General features: G+C 68.2%; 18 protein-coding genes and 1 pseudogene. 6 read left to right on the top strand and 13 right to left on the bottom strand.

Going from position 1 to position 18,651, the window contains the following annotated elements; genetic code table 11:
- The first annotated feature begins 6 nt into the window (after positions 1-6).
- Entirely contained in the window at positions 7-1,968 is a 1,962-nt protein-coding gene (locus ACLARN_RS33930) for an alpha/beta fold hydrolase (protein WP_409495555.1), read from the top strand.
- Positions 1,969-2,157: 189 nt separating this feature from the next.
- Here ACLARN_RS33930 and ACLARN_RS33935 read toward each other — a convergent pair whose 3' ends face one another.
- The 3 genes from ACLARN_RS33935 to ACLARN_RS33945 all read right to left on the bottom strand — a co-directional run bounded on the left by ACLARN_RS33935 (position 2,158) and on the right by ACLARN_RS33945 (position 4,819).
- On the bottom strand, positions 2,158-2,814 hold the full coding sequence (locus tag ACLARN_RS33935; protein WP_016335461.1) for an RES family NAD+ phosphorylase: 657 nt from the start codon (positions 2,812-2,814) through the stop codon (positions 2,158-2,160).
- A gap of 98 nt (positions 2,815-2,912) precedes the next feature.
- On the bottom strand, positions 2,913-3,494 hold the full coding sequence (locus ACLARN_RS33940) for a DNA-binding protein (RefSeq protein ID WP_409495556.1): 582 nt from the start codon (positions 3,492-3,494) through the stop codon (positions 2,913-2,915).
- A 344-nt stretch (positions 3,495-3,838) separates the two neighbouring features.
- A complete protein-coding gene (locus tag ACLARN_RS33945) occupies positions 3,839-4,819 on the bottom strand; it encodes a LacI family DNA-binding transcriptional regulator (protein WP_409495557.1) in 981 nt (326 codons plus the stop codon).
- Positions 4,820-4,931: 112 nt separating this feature from the next.
- On the opposite strand from ACLARN_RS33945, the gene ACLARN_RS33950 reads away from it, so the two are divergent.
- Positions 4,932-6,419 carry an FGGY-family carbohydrate kinase gene (locus tag ACLARN_RS33950; protein WP_409495574.1) on the top strand — a complete coding sequence of 496 codons (1,488 nt, stop codon included), beginning with the start codon at positions 4,932-4,934 and terminating at the stop codon, positions 6,417-6,419.
- On the opposite strand, the gene ACLARN_RS33955 is transcribed toward ACLARN_RS33950, so the two are convergent.
- Positions 6,350-7,078, bottom strand: coding sequence for a DUF6597 domain-containing transcriptional factor (locus ACLARN_RS33955; protein WP_409495558.1), 729 nt, complete (start codon positions 7,076-7,078; stop codon positions 6,350-6,352). The two genes, ACLARN_RS33950 and ACLARN_RS33955, sit on opposite strands and share 70 nt — an antisense overlap.
- 30 nt (positions 7,079-7,108) lie before the next feature.
- On the opposite strand from ACLARN_RS33955, the gene ACLARN_RS33960 reads away from it, so the two are divergent.
- The 3 genes from ACLARN_RS33960 (at position 7,109) to ACLARN_RS33970 (ending at position 8,998) form a co-directional block, all read left to right on the top strand.
- Positions 7,109-7,513: an NUDIX hydrolase gene (locus tag ACLARN_RS33960; RefSeq protein ID WP_409495559.1), complete on the top strand. Its 405-nt coding sequence runs from the start codon at positions 7,109-7,111 to the stop codon at positions 7,511-7,513.
- A gap of 203 nt (positions 7,514-7,716) precedes the next feature.
- Positions 7,717-8,202 carry an MmpS family transport accessory protein gene (locus ACLARN_RS33965; protein WP_409495560.1) on the top strand — a complete coding sequence of 162 codons (486 nt, stop codon included), beginning with the start codon at positions 7,717-7,719 and terminating at the stop codon, positions 8,200-8,202.
- Positions 8,203-8,230: 28 nt separating this feature from the next.
- Positions 8,231-8,998 (top strand): ABC transporter permease, encoded by a 768-nt coding sequence (locus ACLARN_RS33970; RefSeq protein ID WP_409495561.1) that lies wholly within the window; start codon positions 8,231-8,233, stop codon positions 8,996-8,998.
- Here ACLARN_RS33970 and ACLARN_RS33975 read toward each other — a convergent pair.
- The 5 genes from ACLARN_RS33975 to ACLARN_RS33995 form a co-directional block, all read right to left on the bottom strand.
- Positions 8,961-9,647, bottom strand: coding sequence for a histidine phosphatase family protein (locus tag ACLARN_RS33975; RefSeq protein WP_409495562.1), 687 nt, complete (start codon positions 9,645-9,647; stop codon positions 8,961-8,963). The genes ACLARN_RS33970 and ACLARN_RS33975 overlap by 38 nt on opposite strands.
- Before the next feature lie 181 nt (positions 9,648-9,828).
- Complete coding sequence (locus ACLARN_RS33980) at positions 9,829-11,697, bottom strand: Na+/H+ antiporter (RefSeq protein ID WP_409495575.1); 1,869 nt, start codon at positions 11,695-11,697, stop codon at positions 9,829-9,831.
- A gap of 40 nt (positions 11,698-11,737) precedes the next feature.
- Positions 11,738-12,133, bottom strand: coding sequence for a VOC family protein (locus ACLARN_RS33985; protein WP_409495563.1), 396 nt, complete (start codon positions 12,131-12,133; stop codon positions 11,738-11,740).
- Between the two features lie 4 nt (positions 12,134-12,137).
- Positions 12,138-12,605: a helix-turn-helix transcriptional regulator gene (locus ACLARN_RS33990; RefSeq protein ID WP_409495564.1), complete on the bottom strand. Its 468-nt coding sequence runs from the start codon at positions 12,603-12,605 to the stop codon at positions 12,138-12,140.
- Positions 12,606-12,667: 62 nt separating this feature from the next.
- A complete protein-coding gene (locus ACLARN_RS33995; protein WP_409495565.1) occupies positions 12,668-15,766 on the bottom strand; it encodes a glycosyl hydrolase 2 galactose-binding domain-containing protein in 3,099 nt (1,032 codons plus the stop codon).
- A 154-nt stretch (positions 15,767-15,920) separates the two neighbouring features.
- On the opposite strand from ACLARN_RS33995, the gene ACLARN_RS34000 reads away from it, so the two are divergent.
- Positions 15,921-16,406 (top strand): NUDIX domain-containing protein, encoded by a 486-nt coding sequence (locus ACLARN_RS34000; protein ID WP_409495566.1) that lies wholly within the window; start codon positions 15,921-15,923, stop codon positions 16,404-16,406.
- On the opposite strand, the gene ACLARN_RS34005 is transcribed toward ACLARN_RS34000, so the two are convergent.
- The 4 genes and pseudogenes from ACLARN_RS34005 to ACLARN_RS34020 form a co-directional block, all read right to left on the bottom strand.
- Positions 16,399-16,785 (bottom strand): YchJ family protein, encoded by a 387-nt coding sequence (locus ACLARN_RS34005; RefSeq protein WP_409495576.1) that lies wholly within the window; start codon positions 16,783-16,785, stop codon positions 16,399-16,401. The genes ACLARN_RS34000 and ACLARN_RS34005 overlap by 8 nt on opposite strands.
- Before the next feature lie 19 nt (positions 16,786-16,804).
- Positions 16,805-17,182: a DUF1801 domain-containing protein gene (locus ACLARN_RS34010; protein WP_409495567.1), complete on the bottom strand. Its 378-nt coding sequence runs from the start codon at positions 17,180-17,182 to the stop codon at positions 16,805-16,807.
- Positions 17,183-17,487: 305 nt separating this feature from the next.
- Positions 17,488-18,114, bottom strand: a complete 627-nt coding sequence (locus tag ACLARN_RS34015; protein ID WP_409495568.1) for a hypothetical protein — start codon at positions 18,112-18,114, stop codon at positions 17,488-17,490.
- Between the two features lie 190 nt (positions 18,115-18,304).
- Positions 18,305-18,535 (bottom strand): annotated as a pseudogene (locus ACLARN_RS34020) (HNH endonuclease signature motif containing protein); the annotation flags it as partial.
- Positions 18,536-18,651 lie beyond the last annotated feature (116 nt).

The raw sequence follows: 18,651 nt of genomic DNA on the forward strand, positions 1-18,651 counted from the left end.
GGGGCTGTGCGTCCCGTTGACATCGAAGCCCTGACGGTCCCCGGCATCCCCGCGCTGCGCGGCGACCTGCTGCTCACCGCGGTGAGCAGGCCTGATCTGAAGACGAACAGCTACCGCGGTGGCCTGCGCAGGGTCGATCCGCGCGGTGGCGGGGAAGAGCCCTGGACCCACGGGACCCAGGATTCCGCCCCCGTCATCTCGCCGGACGGCCGATGGGTCGCCTTCCTCCGGGCGGGGGAAGGTTCCGGGCGGACGGCCAAACCGCAGGTACACGTGATCGCCGCGGCCGGTGGTGACGCGAAGCGGATCACCGACCTGCCTCTCGGCGCGGGCGTCCCGGTCTGGGCACCCGATTCCCGCCGGATCACCTTCGTCGCCCGCGTGCCCGAGCCGGGCCGCTACGGCACGGAGAACGCGGACGGCGAAACCCCGGAGCCCGCCGAAGAAGCGCCCCGGCACATCACGAACCTCTTCTACCGGGTCGACGACGTCGGTTTCCTCAACGACCGTCCACAACGTCTGTTCGTCGTGGACGCCGTCGCCGCGCTGGACGAGGCCGCGCCCGCCGACCTCACGCCACTGACCGACGAACGCGCCGACGTCGAGCATCCCTCGTGGACGGTCGACGGTGAGTTCGTCCTCATCGTCGCGCCCCGTGACTGGGCCGTCGAGGACACCGTCCGTTCGGACGTCTACGCGGTGCCCGCCGGTGGCGGTGAACCCCGCCTGGTGGTCCGCACGCCGGGTACCGCGGCCACCCCGGTGTCCACACCGGACGGTTCGATCCTGTTCTACGGCACCGAATTCCCCGGCATGGAAGAGATCGCCCGCAACACCGGGCTCTGGCACGCGCCGTGGCCTTCCGGTGACGAGCCGTCGCCCGCGCGCCGGCTGACCGACGTCGAAACGGTGGACTGCGACAGCGCGGCCGGTCCGCCCGTCGTCTTCGGCGACGAGGTGCTCGTCGTGGTCCGCACCCGCGGTGCCGCCGAGTTGCGCGCCGTTCCGCTCGACGCCGACCTGGCCGAGCTGAAGTCGTTGCGGTACCTGGCAGGCGAGTTCGCCGCGGTGAAGTCGTTCGTCGTCGACGGCGCGCGGATCGCCGCGGTGATCGGGACGCCCGAGAGCTCCGGCGACGTCGTGCTGCTGTCGGACGAGGAACCCCGTGTGCTCACGGACTACTCGAAGACGTTGCGGGACATCGGGATCCGGCCGCTGGAGGAACTGGACTCGACCGCGTCCGACGGCTATCCGGTGCACGGCTGGATCGTCCGGCCCGAGGGCGACGGACCGCATCCCGTGGTCCTGATGGTCCACGGTGGACCGTTCGCGCCGTACGAATGGAAGGTCTTCGACGAGGCGCAGGTGCTCGCCGCGGCGGGCTATGCCGTCGTCCTGGGGAACCCGCGCGGTTCCGCGGGCTACGGCGAGAGCCACGGCCGCAGCATCGTCCACGGCTTCGGTACCGTGGACGCGCTGGATCTGCTGACACTGCTGGACGAAGCGCTCAAGTTGTCCAATTTGGACAGTGATCGCGTCGGTGTGATGGGTGGTTCGTACGGCGGCTTCATGACCAGCTGGCTCGCCGCGCACCACGGCGGCCGGTTCCAGGCGGCCTGGAGCGAACGCGCCGTCAACGCCCATGACTCGTTCGTCGGCAGCTCGGACATCGGCTGGTTCTTCGCCGACGGCTACGTCGGCGACGACGTCGAAGAACAGCGCAAGCGCAGCCCGCTGACCTACGCGGGAAAGATCGACATCCCGTTCATGGTCGTGCACTCCGAGCAGGACTGGCGGTGCCCGCTGGAGCAGGCGCAGCGGATGTACGTGGCGCTGCGGCGCAACGGGGTCCCCGCCGAGTTCCTGCTGTTCCCGGGCGAGGGGCACGAACTCACGCGTTCGGGGCAGCCGCGGCACCGGGTGCAGCGGTTCGACGCCTTACTGGAGTGGTGGGGCCGTCACCTCTGATCGCTGGGTCACCGGATGAGATGAACGGGACTTTCATTGCAAATTTTGCAATGAAAGTCCCGTTCATCTCACGCGGGGAAAGCCCCCTTCGGCAAGGCCGAGCTGGAGGCTGTCGGGCGCCAGGGTGTTATGAACGGTCCGTTCATAACAAATCTTGTTATGAACGGACCGTTCATAACACGCGGCGAGTCAGCTCAGCAGCGTGTAGTTCAGCTCTTCGCACACCCGGCCCAGTGGGACGTCGAGTCCCGGGTGGTCCAGGGGGAGCAGCACGTCCGGCGCGATCGGCAGCGAGTTCCCGGCGGGCGGGTCCCACAGTGCGAGCGCGGGGCCGCCGGAGTCCATGGACGACCGGTACCAGACACCGTCGAGGTCACCGAAAGCGGCGCGGATGGCGCGAGCCCAGGCTTGGGTGATCTTCTTCGGGCCGCTGGAGATCTCCTGCGAGGCGCCGACGCGGGTCGGCCACAGGCCGGCGAGGTCGAGCAGTCGCAACGTGCGGGTCGGCCGGACGACGACCAGACGCGGACCGCGGGATTTGCGGTCGACCGTCGACGTGGTCTGGAAGACCTCCGCGATGCTGGTGCGCACGGTGAGACCGAAGTACAGGACACCGTTTCCGGGGTCGGTCACCGGACGACCGCCGCGACCTGGGGTCTGCGGGTCGAAACGGCCGTGCGGGAGCGGGCCGCTGTAGCGGAACGAATTCCACTGCTGGGGGTGGTTGCCGTGCGCGGTGAAGATCCTGACCAGCCTGGTGCCGGGGTGCACCGTCACCACGTCGTTGGTGCGGTGCAGCTCCTTGACCAGGACAGAGCGTGCGGGCGGCAGGGGGAGCCGGGCCATACCTCGGGAGTCGTCCGTCCTTGTCGGGTGATCTTGCTCGGTGGGGCCAGCCTACGGCCTACCCCCGACTGAAATTTTCCGTCGTCGGGCAAAACACCTTAGAACGGGGAGCCCAGCGTAGCCACCAGCTTGGCGACGTGCTCGGGGTCGCCACCGGAGAGCAGCCATTGGCGCGGGGTGGCGGGGTGTTCGTTGATCACCAGATCGGTCTGCGGCGTGCTCATGAACGCGGCCACGACCAGTGCGGGCTGGTCTTCGGGTACGGCGCGCAGCACGATCTCCAGGCCGGGCAGCACCCCGGAGCCGGTGAACTGCCAGGCGGGCAGCCGCCAGCCCTGGTCCTTCCAGCCGGTGAGCCTGCCTTCCTTCAGGCGGTGGCGGATGCGGCTGTCGTCCACGCCCAGCGCCTTCGCCGCTTCCAGCACACTCAGCGCCGAATCGGCGAGTACGGCGTGCGCGGCGACCGTGCGGGCACGGAAGTCCGGTTCGTCCTCACTGCGGGGGGAGATGTCCAGGCCGACGTCGGTGAGCGCGGCACGCTGATCCGCCGAGAAGTAGTGCGACGGATCGGGGTTCGGCGGGGAAAGCCTCCGCGCCGCGTCCTCCACGAGGGTCAGGAACTCGTTGGCGTCGACCTTCAGGCCCGCCTTGGCGAGGACGTTCTCGAGCGCTATGGACATGCGCCTAGAGTAACTCGTCTGTGCGGGTTCGTGCGGTCTCATCTCGATTTCGTGGGTGAATTCACCAGAGATGAACACAGAGTGCACGGAATCAAACACGCGCAGTAGGCAATATCGCCATAGTGTGCCCGTATCGGGCGAGCTTGTCCAGGGATCTCGGCTTGACAGGCCGGTAAAGGGAACTTACCTTCCGAAAGGTAATCGATTTCTTCCCACCGCTTCGGAGAACCCGGCTGGTGTGGGGCCGGCTTGGGGGAACAAGGGGGTGGGGCGTTCCTGGGCGGCCGGTGCGAACCGGTCGCCCAGGCACGTCGTGCACCTGGGATCTCCGATGCCTGCCGCTGTCAGTCGCGCCGTGAACTCCGGCGCACGATCAGCCTCGCCTGCAATGTGGTCGTCGTTGCCTGGCGTGTGCTGTCGCCGATCCGGGCGAGCAGCAGTTCGGCGGCGACCTTGCCCACCTCGTTCGCGGGCTGGGCGACCACCGTCAGCGGCGGATCGATCAGCGTCGTCCACGGCGCGTCGTCGAACGACACGATCCCCACGTCCTGTCCCGACCGCAGTCCGCGCGCGGCCAGCGCTTCCAGGACGCCGATCGCCATCGTGCTGTTGCCGACCAGCAGCGCGTCCGGCGGTTCGGGCTCGTCCAGCAGGCTGAGCGCGGCGAGCCTGCCGCCCTCGGCGCGGAACTCGGCGCGGCGAGTGAGCGCGTTCTCCGCGCCGACGGCGTCGGTGTAACCGGCCAGCCGGTCGTCGGCCGTACGCACCCCGGACGGCCCGCTGACGCAGGCGACTCGCCGGTATCCGCCGTCGAGTAGGTGGCGTGTCGCGTCGCGGGCGGCGAGCCGGGTGTCGACCAGCACCTGGTCCCCGGTGTTCTCCAGCAGTGGACGGTCGACGGCGACCACCGGCGTGCCGCGCTGCGTCAGCCTGTCGACGTTGGTGGCCCGGCCGGTGGGGGAGAGCACCACGCCGGCGACCCGTTCCTGGAGCGCGACGTCGATGTAGCGCCGCTCCTTCTCCTCGTTGTCGTCGGCGTTGCACAGCACCACCGAGTAGCCCGCGGTCTGCGCGATGTCCTCCACGCCGCGGGCGATCGCGGTGAAGAAAGGGTTCTCGACGTCGGAGATGATGAGCGCGAGCACCGCCGTCTCCTGGCGGCGCAGATTCCTCGCGAGCCCGTTCGGGTGGTATCCCAGTTCCGCGGCGGCGGCCTGCACCCGCGCCGCGAGTACCGGGTCCACAGTGGACTTCCCGTTGAGCGTCCTCGACACGGTCGCCGTGGAAACCCCGGCCTTCGCCGCCACGTCGTTGATGGTGGCCACCGCGACCTCCCCTTCTGCAGGTGTGTTGACACCTTCGCACGGGAAGAATAGCTTGACCGACAATCGTTACCATCCGCTGATCGCGCTACTCGCGGAGGAGTTCGGAGGGGTAATGGGCGAACCGGGCCTGGTGCTCGGCATCGACATCGGCACCTCGAGTTCCAAAGGTGTCCTCGTAGATTCCCAAGGCACCGTGGTGGCGCGAGCATCCAGACGGCACGACACTTCCCGCCCTCGTCCCGGCTGGTTCGAACACGACGCCGAAACCGTGTGGTGGCAGGATTTCCTGGTTCTGGCCAGTGAACTTTCGGCGGGTGACGGGGATCATCCCATCATCGGAGTGTCGGTCAGCGGGATCGGACCGGTGCTCTTGCCCGCGGATTCCTCCGGGAAACCTTTGCGCCCAGCGATCCTTTACGGCGTCGACACCCGCGCGCACGACGAAATCCGGGAACTGACCCGGGAATTCGGTGAAGAATCCATTGTGGAACGTGGCGGTAGCGCGCTCGGCTCCCAGGCCGTCGGGCCGAAGTGGCGCTGGCTGGCCAAAAACGAGCCGGACGTGTTCGAACGGGCGAAGCTCTTCCTGATGGCGAGTTCGTTCCTCGTGCTCCGGCTGACCGGTGAATACGTGCTCGACCACCATTCCGCGAGCCAATGCGACCCGATGTACGACTTGCGCGAGGCGCGGTGGGCGCCGGACCGGGTGGCCGCGATCGCCCCCGGCATCGACCTGCCGAGGCTCGCGTGGCCGACCGACGTGGTCGGTTCGGTCACTGCCGAGGCGGCCGCGGAAACCGGTCTGCCGCACGGGATCCCGGTGACGGCGGGCACGGTGGACGCCTGGGCAGAGGCGACCGGTGCCGGTGTCACCGCGCCCGGCGACACGATGCTGATGTACGGCACCACGATGTTCCTGATCCAGGTGCTCTCCGATCCCCGCCCCGGCCCGGGGTTGTGGACGACCCGCGGCGCGTTCCCCGGCACCTATTCGCTCGCGGCGGGGATGGCCACGTCCGGCGCGATCACCGACTGGTTGCGGGATCTCGTCGGCGGCGAGTTCGGCGAACTGACCGCGGCGGCGGGTGAGGTCCCCGCGGGCAGCCGCGGATTGCTGATGCTGCCGTACTTCGCCGGAGAACGGACACCGGTGCCGGATCCGGACGCGCGGGGCATCGTCGCCGGACTCACCACTTCCCACGGTCGTGCGGAGCTGTACCGCGCGGCACTCGAAGGTACGGCGTTCGGGGTGCGGCACAACCTCGAAGCCATGCGGGAAGCCGGTGGCGGCGCGCGGCGGTTCGTCGCCGTCGGCGGCGGGACGCAAGGCGGGGTATGGACGCGGATCGTCAGCGACGTCGCGCGGATCGAGCAGGAGATCCCCACGGAAACCATCGGCGCCGCGTTCGGGAACGCCGTTCTCGCGTCGACCGCGCTGGGCCGGGAACCGGACGTCGAAGCCTGGAACCCGGTCGCCGAGATCGTCCGCCCGAGCGCGGACGCCGAGGTCTACGACGAGTTCTACCTGCATTACCGCGCGCTATACGAGTCCACAGTGGACATCGCGCACTTCTTGGCGCGGAAGAACTCCCTCGCCTGAACTCCGGCGAATTCCCGGCAATCCCGGCTCAGATGCGCTTGATCGGCGTATCCGGCCGACGCCGCCAGTGAGGCGAGATCCGGTGCCGTCCCGGCGAGCCCGATGGCGCGCTGGAACCGCGTGACGCGCAGATAGGTCGCCGGTCCGTAGCCGACCGCGAGGGTGAACCGCCGCCGCAACTGCCGTTCCCCGGTCGTGAACCGCTCCAGCGCGGCGGACACCCGGGTCACGCCGCCGTCCAGCCTGGCGATCAGTTCCGAGATCTCCCGATCGGCTCGCCCGGCTCGGCGTTCCGCGACGACGTCGGCGAGCGAGGCGCCGCCGCAGAGCACCCGCTCGGCCAGCAGGTCGCCCTCCCGGCCCCAGAGATCGCCGAGGAGGACGCGCTGATCACGCACTTCGTCGGCGCCCAGCCCCAGGACGGCGCCCGCCCGGCCGGGGGCGAAGCGCACACCACGCACGCGGACGCCGGGCGGTGTTTCCCAGGTCCAGGCCGTCGTGTCCGGCCCGGCGACGAAGACCTCGCCGCCGCTCTCGATTAGGTCGACACAGCCGTCGGGCACGATCCGCTTCGGCGCCTCGCCCGCGTCCTCCCACAGGCAGCGCACCACGTCGCTCAAGCCGCCGGGTGCCGTCTTCTCCTGATACACGGTTGCCATGATGCACCGGCACTACGACAGAATCGGACCGTGTCGGAAGCAGAGATCGATTCACTGGCCTGGATCCACGTCCGCGACCGCCGTCTGCTGTCGGTGCGGACCGAGGGCAAGGCCAAGTTCTACCTGCCGGGAGGCAAACGTGAGCCGGGGGAGGGCGACGTCGCCGGGTTGTGCCGGGAGATCAGGGAGGAACTCGGCGTCGAACTCGACCCGCTGAGCTTCCGTTTCTTCACGGTGCTGAACGAGCGGGCCGACGGCTATGCGGACGGCCGCCGCGTCCGGATGACCTGTTATACCGCCGAGCATCGCGGTGAGCCCGCGCCTGGCCGGGAGATCGCGGAGTCCGCCTGGCTGTCTTCGGCCGACGCCGACCGCTGCCCGCCGGCAGGGCGGCGGATGCTGGGTCTGCTCGCCGAGGCGGGTCTCGTCGACTGAGGGCTGATATCACTCAAAGTGAGCTATCCGGCTCAGTCTGTTTACGCCGATCGCCCGATGACCAGGTACTCCGTCCTCGCCAGGACACCCAAAAGGGTGAATATCGGGTTTCTTCCCGATAACGGCTAACGCGGAGTCACCTTCGAGCGAAAAGGAGTTGACGCACTCGACGGAAGTGCGCTCGGACGAGAGAAGACCTCTCCATGGGTGTTCCCACCGCGACCCCTCCGGCATCGGCGCCGGGACAGGGTGCCCCGGGCAGGATGAAGCCGCTCGGGACCGTCGTGGTCGTGCTGGGGGTGATGGCCGTCGCCGTCACCCTGACCAGTTACGTGCTGCCGAAGGCTTCCCAGCCGGTGCAGAACCCACCCGCGCCGCAGGTCGAGCAGGCCGCGGCGGCCGTCCGCACCGTGACGCACTCGGTCGTCTACGAGCTGTCCGGAGCGAAGAGCGCGCAGAACGTCACCTACGTCGCGCAGGGTTCGGAACTCATGCAGAAGACCGAAGTGACGTTGCCGTGGAGCACCGCCTTCGACCGCGCGAGCCAAGAAGGCCGCGACGAGTTCTACAGCGTCTCCGCGCAGGGTGTCGGCAGCGGCGCGCTGCGATGCCGGATCCTCGTCGACGGCGAGGTCGTCAGCGACCGCACCGCCCCCGCCGCGGGCGCGCCGGTGACCTGCACGTCCTGACCCTCGATTCTCCGGCAGGATCATCCGCGTGACGGATGGTGCGATCTCTTTCGGTCCTGTGCTGGCCGTGGTCCTCGTCGTGTTGGCGATCTTCGGTGCGGCCGTGGTGCAGTTCGGGCGGCTGGGGCAGGGCAAGGCGGTGTTGTTCGCGGCCGCGCGTGCCGTCGTGCAGCTCGCGGCCGTCTCGCTGGTGATCGTCGGGATCCTGAAGTCCGGCTGGCTGACCGGCGGGTTCGTGCTGCTGATGTTCGCGATCGCGGCGTTCACCTCGTCGCGCCGGATCGGCGTGCCGAAAGACCTGGCGTGGGTGGCGCTCGCCATCGCCTCCGGCGTGGTGCCGGTGCTGGCGCTCGTGCTCGCGACCGGGGTGGTCCCGTGGAAACCGATCGCGATCGTGCCGATCGCCGGGATCGTCATCGGTGGCGCGATGTCCGCGACCTCCCAGGCTTCGCGGCGAGCCCTGGACGAACTCGTGTCCCGGCACGGCGAGTACGAAGCGGCGCTGGCACTGGGTTTCCAGCGCCGCCCGGCCGCGCTGGAGATCTGCCGCCCTTCGGCGGGACACGCGCTGATCCCCGCGCTCGACCAGACGCGGACGGTCGGCCTGGTGACCCTGCCCGGCGCCTACGTCGGTGTCCTCCTCGGTGGCGCCGGGCCGTTGCAGGCCGGGGTGACCCAGGTGCTCGTCCTCATCGGGCTGCTGGCCGCGGAAGCGGTCGCGGTCCTGGTCGCCGTGCACCTGGTCGCGGCGGGCCGGATCAGCCGAAAGGCGACTGAAGATGCGACGTATCGTTGAACCGGCGCGCCATCCAGTTGTCGCCCGACACCACCAAGTGTGAGATCGACCCGTTGTCCGCCCCAAGGAACGCGAACCGGTTCTTCGCGGCGCTGGCCTGCGCGAAGACCTCGCCAATGACGCCGCCGTGAGTGAACACGGCGATCCGCCGGTCCGGGTTGGCGGCCGCGAGCCTGCCGATGGCCGTTCTGATCCGGCCGCCGAAACTCTCCATCGTCTCCGCGCCAGGGATGACGTCCCAGCGCTGCTCCTGCCACAGCTTTTCGACGATCGGGTGACCTTCGTGGGTGTAGCGCCGGAAGAGCCCGTTCTCCCAGTCTCCGAGGTGGATCTCCCTCAGGTCCGCCTCGACCTCCGGCGTGAACCCGAGTTTCGCCGCCAGCGGCGCCGCGGTCTGCGACGTCCGCCGCAAGGTGGTCACGTACAGCGCGGAGAGCCGCTCGTCCGCCAGACGGCGCCCGACCCGCTCGGCGTGGTCCCGGCCCTCCGGCGCGAGGTCGGGGTCGGCCTGCCCGTCGACCATGTCGAACGGCGAACTGCCCTTCGCCGGGGCTGATTCTCCGTGGCGGACAAGGAAGATCTCGGTCGACCCCGGCGGGGGCGAGAACCGGTGCTGGCGGTATTCGATCTCCTGCTCAGGGGTGCTCATGCAACGGACGATACCCAGGCCGCGTCCTGCAAGTCTTGTTCGCGGTCTTCGCGCCCAGGCGGCCCCTGACGGCACGGGCGGTTCAGCCGAGTACAACCCGGTACGAGGCCGAACCGCCCGCACCGCCAGGAGCCACCTGGATCGCGAAGCCCATCGAACAGACTTACAGGACACGGCCTGGCTAACCCAGCTGTTTGTCCACGAAGCACCAGCGCCAGGTCTCCCCGGGCTCGTGACTGCGCATCACCGGATGCAGGGTGTCGTGGAAGTGCTGGGTCGCGTGTTTGCCCGGCGACGAGTCGCAGCAGGCCACGTTCCCGCATTTGACGCATTCACGCAGATGGACCCAGGTCATCCCGTTCTCGACACAGACCGCGCACACGTCAGGAGAACCGGGTTCGACCTGCGGCCACTCCTTGGTCAGATGTTTGCAGGATCCGGCCGTCGCGGCGGGGGTGCGTAGTTCCCGATCGGAGTCCGGCACGACCTCTTCCTCCCTGTCGAGCATGGATTCCTCGATGTCGAGGCGTTCGAGGATCCGGCGCAGGACATCATCATCGGCCATCCCGGAGTCACGCGCCTCCAGGAACTTCTCCCGTTCGACTTCGAGCAGCCTCAGCCGGAGGCGGCGGTAGACGTCGCTCGGCGTTTCGGTCACCGTGCTCTGCCTGCCGAGCTCTTCCCAAGCCGAATCGGACCGGTGCTGGAGCCTGCTGCGGAGCCGCTCGACGATGTCGTCCGGATCCTCGGGCGTCCGGATCTTCTCCAGCTCCTGGAGCGCGGCCCGCGTCATGTTGTTGATGACGGCCGCCTCCTGCAACGCGTCTTCGGCGGGATCGGGCGGAGGCAGTTTCAGACGGCGGACCAGTACCGGCAGTGTCGTTCCGTGCAGCAACAGCGTTCCCGCCACGACGACGAACGCGACCAGCACCAGCACGGCCCGCTGCGGGGTGTCCGCGGGCAGCACGAACGCCGCCGCGAGCGTGACGACCCCGCGCATCCCCGCCCAGGCGATCACCGCCGAGTACCGCCAAGGCCAGGCGTGGCGGCGGAACAGTCGCCTGGCGAGTCCGATACCCGCCATCCAGATGACGCGGGTGACGATCGTCGCGGCGAGCGTGGCGGCGCAGATCAGGACGAGGTCCAGCGCGCTCAGCCCGCTTTCGCCGACCTCGGTCATGATCCGGCGGACCTGGAGCCCGATCAGCAGGAAGACGATGTTCTCCAGCAGGAACTGGATGGTCTGCCAGTTCAGCCTGCTCGCCAGCCGGGAGCGGCCCGAAAGCATGCTGGGCGACTTGTGCCCGAGGATCAGGCCCGCGACGACCACGGCGATCACCCCGGAACCGTGGATCGCCTCGGCGGCCAGATAGGCGACGAACGGGACCACCAGCGAAAGCGCGGTGTCGCTGACCGGATCCTGGAGCCGGGTGCGGATCATCGCGGCGAGCGCGCCGACTGCGAACCCGATCACGAGCCCACCGCCGGCGGCGAGCAGGAAATCCCCACCCACCTGCAGCAGGCTGACCGAACCGGCGATGGCGGCGATGGCGGTCCGCAGCGCGACCAGCGCGGCCGCGTCGTTGAAGAGGCTTTCGCCCTCCAGCAGCCTGGTCAGCTTGCGCGGCATCCCGACCTTGCGGGCGACGGCGGTGGCCGCGACCGCGTCGGGCGGGGCGACCACCGCGCCGATCGCGAGTCCGGCGGCGAGCGGCAGACCGGGGATCACCAGCCACGCCACGAAGCCGACCGCGGCCGTGGTGAAGATGACGAGCCCCACCGACAGCAGCAGGATCGGCCCGCGGTTGCGGCGGAAGTCGATCAGCGAGGTGCGGATCGCGGTCGCGTACAGCAGCGGGGGCAGCAGCCCCAGCAGCACGACCTCCGGGTCCAGTTCGTACTCCGGGACGCCGGGGATGTACGAGGCGACGACCCCGACCGCGATCAGGCACAGCGGCGCCGACCAGTCGAGTTTCCGCGCCGCGGTGGTGACGAGGAGGACGGCCACCACCAGTGCCACGAGTTCTACCGCGATCTCCACGCCGCTCATCATCACCCGGAAGCCCCGGTGCGCGCGCACCGAGGCCCGGCTACCGCTGTTCGATCCGCACCAGGTTGCCCGCCGGGTCGCGGAAAGCGCAGTCGCGGACGCCGTAGGGCTGGTCGAGCGGCTCTTGGACGACGTCGGCGCCGGTCGCCTGGATCCGGTCGAAGGTCGCGGTCAGGTCCGGGGTGGACAGCAGGATGGCCCCGTAGGTCCCTTTGGCCATCAGTTCGAGGATCGTGGAGCGTTCCTCGTCGGTGATTTCCGGGTCGGCGGCCGGGGGATGGAGCACGATCGACGTCCGCGGCTGTCCCGGCGGGCTGACGGTGACCAGGCGCGGGCCTTCCTCACCCACTTCGAAGCCCAAGATGTCACGGTAGAAGGAAAGTGAGGCCTCGAGATCGTCGGCGGGGAGGTAGGACGCGTGAATCGAGAGGGTCATGCGGTCAAGGTAGGTCGGCGCGAGGGGGAGTCGCTTCTCTATTCCTGATCGGCCTCATGACCTGTTTGACGACGCAGCCGGGCATCCCGCGTCCCTCTTCGACCGCCTGCTTGCGGTACGCGCTCGGCGACATCCCGACCAGTTCGGAGAAGCGCGTGCTGAACGTGCCCAGTGACGAGCAGCCGACCTCGAAACAGACCTCGGTGACCGACATGTCCCCGCGCCGCAGCAGCATCATGGCCCGCTCGATCCGGCGGGTCATCAGGTAGCTGTAGGGCGATTCGCCGTACGCGGCCCGGAACTCGCGGCTCAGGTGCCCGGCCGAGACGTGGACGCCACGCGCCAGCGCCTCGACGTCCAGCGGCTGCGCGTAGTCACGGTCGATCCGGTCGCGGACGCGTCGCAGCATGGCGAGGTCGCGCAGGCGCGGGTCGGGGTCACGCTGTCCGGTCACCCGGAAAGCGTAACCCACGCTGGGACGGGAAAGCCCCCTTCGCCTGGTCGGCGAAGGGGGCCTTGGGGCAGCTCCCCGGGTTAGAGGGTGATCTTGTCGACGTTGGGACCGCCGTTCGCCGTGGTGGCGACGGCCCTGATCTTGTTCACCCCTGCGGACAGGGCCATCTTCACGGTCTTCGTCGTCCAGTTCGGCCAGGCGCCTGTGCCGCCGAAGCCGACACCTGACGGGCTGACCGTGCCGTTGACGGAGAAGTCCAGCGGCCGGTTCGCCGTCGTCCCGTTGGCGTACCGGACGACGACGTCGTAGGTGCCCGCCGCCGGTGCGGTGACCGTCCACTCGACCGAGCTGCCCGCCACGTTGTCGTAGTTGACGAAGCCGGTGCCGGTGAACCCGGCGTGGTTGGACTCCACCGCGCCCTTGACGACCGTGGCGTCCTCGGCCTGGTAGTCGACCGGGTTGCCGGGGCCGGGGCCCGAGCCGTCGGCGGGAACGGTCTGCGTGCCGGTGTTCCAGCCCGAGACCCGCACCGAAGGCTTGGAGCCCTTGAGGTCGGCGGTGCGGTACTTCGCGGTCAGCGTGGTCGTTTCACCCGGCCAGAGGCTCATCGCGTTGTCGTTCCACTCGACCGGGAGCACCGGCTTGCCTTCGGAATCCACGACCTTCGTGTCGACGTAGAACGCCGGGAGCTTGCCGCCCGAGGTGTTCTTCAGCGTCACGGTCGTCGTGGTGGTGCCGTCGGCTCCGGCGACCGAGTTCGCCGTCGCGCTGACGGCCGACTGGCCGAGGTTGTTCAGCCCGGACAGATCGGCGAAAGCGGACTGGGGGGTGTAGTACCAGTCGCTGCCGGCCCAATTGAGCTTGTCCTCCTTGGTGGACAGCCAGTACACGTTCCGGCTGACCTCCTTGCCGGAGGAATCGGTGAGCACCAGCTTCGCCAGGTAGGTCGTCGACAGCCCGCTCACCGCCGGAACGGTGACCGCGGTGGCCTTGGCGCCCAGCGCGCCGACGGACAGCCCGGTCTTGGTGTTGCTGTACTTCTCCGTGCCGTCGAGGTTGTACAGCTTCGTGGTCGCCGTCAGCCCGTTCACCGCGTTCGACGTCTGGTTGATCACCACGACCGACTTGTTGTCGTGCGAGTACTGGATGTGCAGTGGCTCGTTGGCCTTCTTCGCACCGTAGTAGGCGCCGTTCTGGTCCATGTAGGCGTCGAACAGCTGCCAGTGCAGCGAAGTCCACGGGCTGTTGAGCATCCAGTAGATCAACCCGGTCGACGGGTTGCTCGAGTCGGTGTAGTTGCGCGAGTGCGACTCGAACTCCGCCCGGACGTTCTCGTACTGCGCGAGCTGCGCCTTGCGCACGAAGTCGTTCAGGTTCGACGCCGCGCCATACCGTTTGGTGAGCGCGTCACCGAACAGCTTCAGATTCGCGAACGTGGTCGAAGACGAGCGGTGGTACTGCGGAGCCGACGGGTTCTTCCACATCGTCTCCAGCTCGCTCGGTGACATCATCCGCTTCAGCGTGTCCATCGTCGGGATGTCGACCCCGGCGCTGGTCTCCGAGTTGAAGTTCCACGCGCCGCCACGGTCCTTCTGTGACTTGTCGTACCAGTAGACCGGCGGGACGTAGTCGTACGGGCCGTTCATCTTCATCCCGGACGCGCCCGTGATCGGAGACGGCCGCTTCGACGCCGACGGGATCACCGGGAGCTGGAAGTCGGCGGCCTTCATCGCGTCGAGGTAACCCTGCTCGATCCGCTTGTCCGGCGCGAAGTCGCTGCCGATGTGGAAGGAGATGACGCTCGGGTGGTCACGCAGGCGCTCGGCCTCGGAGAACATCGAAGCCTTGGCGATCGGGTAGTCCGATTCGACCCAGGGTTCGCCCTTCTCCTCGCCGTTGACGTGGCCTTCCCACTTGTCGCAGCATTCCCAGCCGGGCATGGTCAGCACACCGAGGTCGTCGGCGAGGTCGAAGAACTCGTCCGGTTCGATATGGCCTTCCAGGCGGACCGTGTTGAGCCCGAGGTTCAGCACGTACTTGAGCTTGTCGGCCGCCGCGGTCTTGTCCCAGCGCAGGAACAGGTCCGGCGTGTAGCCACCGCCCCTGATCAGCAGCGGTTTGCCGTTGACGCTGTACTGGCGCCCGCCGCTGGAGTTCAGCGGTGCCTTGACGTCGCGGACACCGAACTTCGACTTCGAGGAGTCGGACGGCGTGCCGCCGACGCTCGCGGTCAGGTCGAGTTCGTACCGGTGCTGCGAGCCCATCCCGGCGGGCCACCAGAGGTTCGGGTTGTCGAGACCGACCACTCCGAAGGTGACGGTCTTGCGCTCCTTGGCCGCCAGCGAGACGGTCTGGCTGACCGGCTTGCCCGCGACCGTGCCTGCGACGGTGGTCTGCACCGCGTTCGCCGTGTCGTTGCGGACGTCGGCCTTCACCGTGAGGTCGGCGTGGTTGAGCGAAGAGCTCAGCTTCTGGACGACGTGAGCGCTGCGCAGCGCGACCGGGCCGCCGCGGCGGACGAGGACGTCACGGACGATGCCCATGTTCTGGTCCGGCGGGGTCTGCGCCCAGTCGATCCAGCCCATCGAGAGGTCGTTGTTGGGGTCGTTGGGGTAGACCTTGAACGCGACGCTGTTGACGCCCGCGCGGACATGCGCGGTGATGTCCAGGTCGTGCCGGGTGTAGGCGCCGTTGACCTGGTCCTTCGTCGCGATCTTGGTGCCGTTGACCCAGACGTCGGCCTTCGAGAGAACGCCGCTGAAGTCGAGATAGGTGCGCGACGAGGTGTCCGCGACGTTCAGATCGGTGCGGTACCACCACGGCACGGAGAACTGCGCCGCCGGGACGTTCTTCATGTTCGTGGAGTAGAAGGGGTCGGCGTATTTGCCGTTCTGCAGCAATCCGGCGTACACCGTCGACCGCGACGACACCGGGTACCAGCCGGAGGTGGGGAAGCCCGGCTTCGACACCGCCGAGTCGTCGCCGACCTGCGCCGAGGACTGGATCACGAAGCCGGGGATGGGGGTGGCGTTGCCCGCGGCGGCGCCGACGGACAGCGGAACGGCCACTTCCGCGCCGGTGGCGGCGGGAGCGGTGGTCACCCCGCAGACCGCTGCGGCCAGCGCGGTGACGGTCAAGGCCAGTAACGGGATCCGGGTTTTCTTCTGCCGAAAACTCACGAGCGCGCCTCCTCGGGCACACGGCGGCGGACCTGGGCGGAAATCGTTAAGAAAGTTCCCTAACAATGTTGGGGGAGATAGTAGCCGCCCTGTCACGCGGGGAACAGACCCTTGCGCCGGGTTTGTCAGCGGTGAGCCGGGTAGCCTCCGGGTCGTGGAGCTGCTGCCGTTCGACGAGTACGTGCGGTCCCTGAACCGGAAGCGGATGGCCGCCGGGGTCCTGTTCCGTGACGACGCCGACCGCGTCCTGATCGTGGAGCCGTCCTACAAGAAGACCTGGGAGATCCCCGGCGGCGCGTGTGACGAGGGCGAGCCGCCTTGGCGGACAGTGGAGCGCGAGCTCGGTGAAGAACTCGGAATCGTCCGGGAGCCGGGTCGGTTGATCGCCATCGACTACGCCCCCGCAGACGGCCGGATGCCCGAAGGTCTCACGTTCGTCTTCGACGGCGGAGTGATCACGGACGAAGACGTCGCCACGTTCGTCTTCGCGGACTCCGAGATCTTGACCGCGGCGCTGGTGCCCCTGGCGGAGGCGGCGCGGAAACTGAACCCCGGCCTCGCGCGGCGAGTCTCCGCGGCGCTCGGAGCCGCCCGGTCCGGCGGTCTCGCGATCTGCGAAAGCGGCCGCCCCGTCAGCTGACAGGTGCCACGTAGATCCACTGCCCGTCCATGCGGACAAAACTGCTGTTCTCGTGCATGCTGCCGGCCCGGCGGTCCTGCCGGTAGTGGGCCCGGAACTCCACGGTGCCCTCGCTCTCCAGCAGTCCGCCGCCGGTCTTGCCGAGGATCTCCAGGAACGTCCAGCGCTGGCCCGGATCGAGATCGAGGTCTGTCGGCCGGGTCTTCGGGTGCCAGGTCTCGGTGAGGTACGCGGTGTCGCCGACGGCGAACGCGCTGAACCGCGACCGCATCAGGAGTTCGGCGGTCGGCGCGGTGGCGGTTCCCCGATGGAAGCGGCCGCAGCAAGCGCCGTAGGGCTCGCCGAGGCCGCACGGGCAACGGGATTCGTCGGTGATCACAGGCACGACGGCGATTGTGTCATCGCGCCGCCGCGGTCGATTCGAGGTCCCGTGCCTGCTTCAGCCATCCGGTGAACAACTCGGCGTCGATCTCGTCGACCGAGCGCAGCTTGACGTGCGCCATCTCCCGGGCGCTCGCCTCCAGCCTGCCGGACGGATCGTCGATGACCTGGCCCTTCCAGAGGGCGAAAGTGACATACGACGAGTACGCCTTCACCAAGCAGACGAGGTTCTTTCCCGCGGCTTCGCCCGCACTCCACGTCGGGGAGCCGTGGTACATCGCCTCGATGGAGCCGGGCAGGGCGGCGTTGACGATCGGGCGCAGTGCGACGGTGACCTCGCGCAGGTCCTCGGGCAGAGCGGCGAGGTAGTCGTCGACATTCGCGAACTTGGCCATGACTTGATCCCTTCGGTCGGTGTGCTGCGGTCAGCTAACCGTCCGAAGGTTCAAGTTGTCAAGACAAAAAAATTATTCGGTGGGTCGATGGGCCTGGTCGTCGAGCATTCCGTGCCAGGGGAAGTCCTGAGCGCGGGTAGCCGGGACCGGAACGGCCCTGCGGTCCGGGGGCTTCGCGTCACGCAGTACCTGGCGCGCGGCCGCGCGGTGCAACGAGTCCAGGCCGGGGAAGGTTTACTCGAGAAGTCGCCTTCTCGAGTCTTCGCTTCTGCCCACGTGCGCATTCCGTTTGGTCGGTGACAACGTCAAGGTGCGGGGAATTCGACGGCGACTTCGACGGCGGTCTCCAGTGTCGCCTCGCTCGGTCGTCCGGCGACGCGAGCGGATTCGGCGATCACGACCAGCTTCCTGTCCAGGCGCGAGTCGTAGTCCTCTCCGGTGAAACGCTCTCCGTGCCGCACCTCGCCGAGAAGTGCGATATTGCCGGTGCCGTCCTTGTCGACGAGCCGTTTCAGCTCGCCTGCCTCGTTCGCCTTGGGCATCTTCACCCACGCGACGGATACGGCGATGCTGGTCCCGGCCCCGTCATCGACGGTGACGATCATGCGATCGAGATCGGTGCAAGGATGACGAAGGAAGAAACGCTGGACTTCGCCGAAGGAATGCGGTCCGCATTTCAGTTCACGGTTCTCGGCCTTCCTGAGCTGACGCCAGCCGAGACGTTGCCATGCCTCGGACTGGCGGCCCTTTTGTGCGGATTTCTTGCTGGACGTCTTGCCTTTGAGGGCTTGGCCCGCTGCGGAATCGAGCGAAGCGGCACTGCCTCCGCCCAGCCCGATTCCGGCGGCCACGGCCACTCCCAAGGCCGCCGCGCCGACACCGTACTTGTATTTGACCCAACGACCGTCCGGGCCACGTGGCTGATTCACCATGAGGCGTTCCGTCCCCTCCCAAGTCCGGAACGGACGATCCTGCTCCGACAGCTACAGGACACGGAGACCTTTGCCGCGAATACGCCCGAATAGCCCAATCGGCCCTTGGGCTTTCTCCGGTACCGAACAGTCTTCAGGCATGCCGAGGGGCCCGTCGCCGGTGTGGCTGGCGGGCTCCTCGGGGTCAGAGTCAGGCAGGGAGGGCGTTACGCCGGGATCTTCGCAACGGATCCAGATACTGGGGCGGAATGAACTCCGGCAACCCATCGGCCGCCATCCGGACTTGCCAATCACCATGATGGATCAGCCGGTGATGGAAAGAACAGAGCAGTGTGAGGTTGCGGAGGTCGGTGGGTCCGCCGTCTGCCCAGTGATGAATGTGGTGGGCGTGGCAGTTCTTCGGCCGCCGATGGCAGATGGGTCGGCCCTGGGCGCGCCGCCCGAGTTTCCTCGGGTGCGTTTCCCAGAGGCCGCCCGCCGAACCCGCCGTGCGACTCTCGCCGCAACGGGCTCTCCATGTAGTTATGCTTGTTGGGC

It is taken from the genome of Amycolatopsis sp. cmx-11-12 (assembly GCF_046269425.1).
Taxonomy (GTDB): Bacteria; Actinomycetota; Actinomycetes; order Mycobacteriales; family Pseudonocardiaceae; genus Amycolatopsis.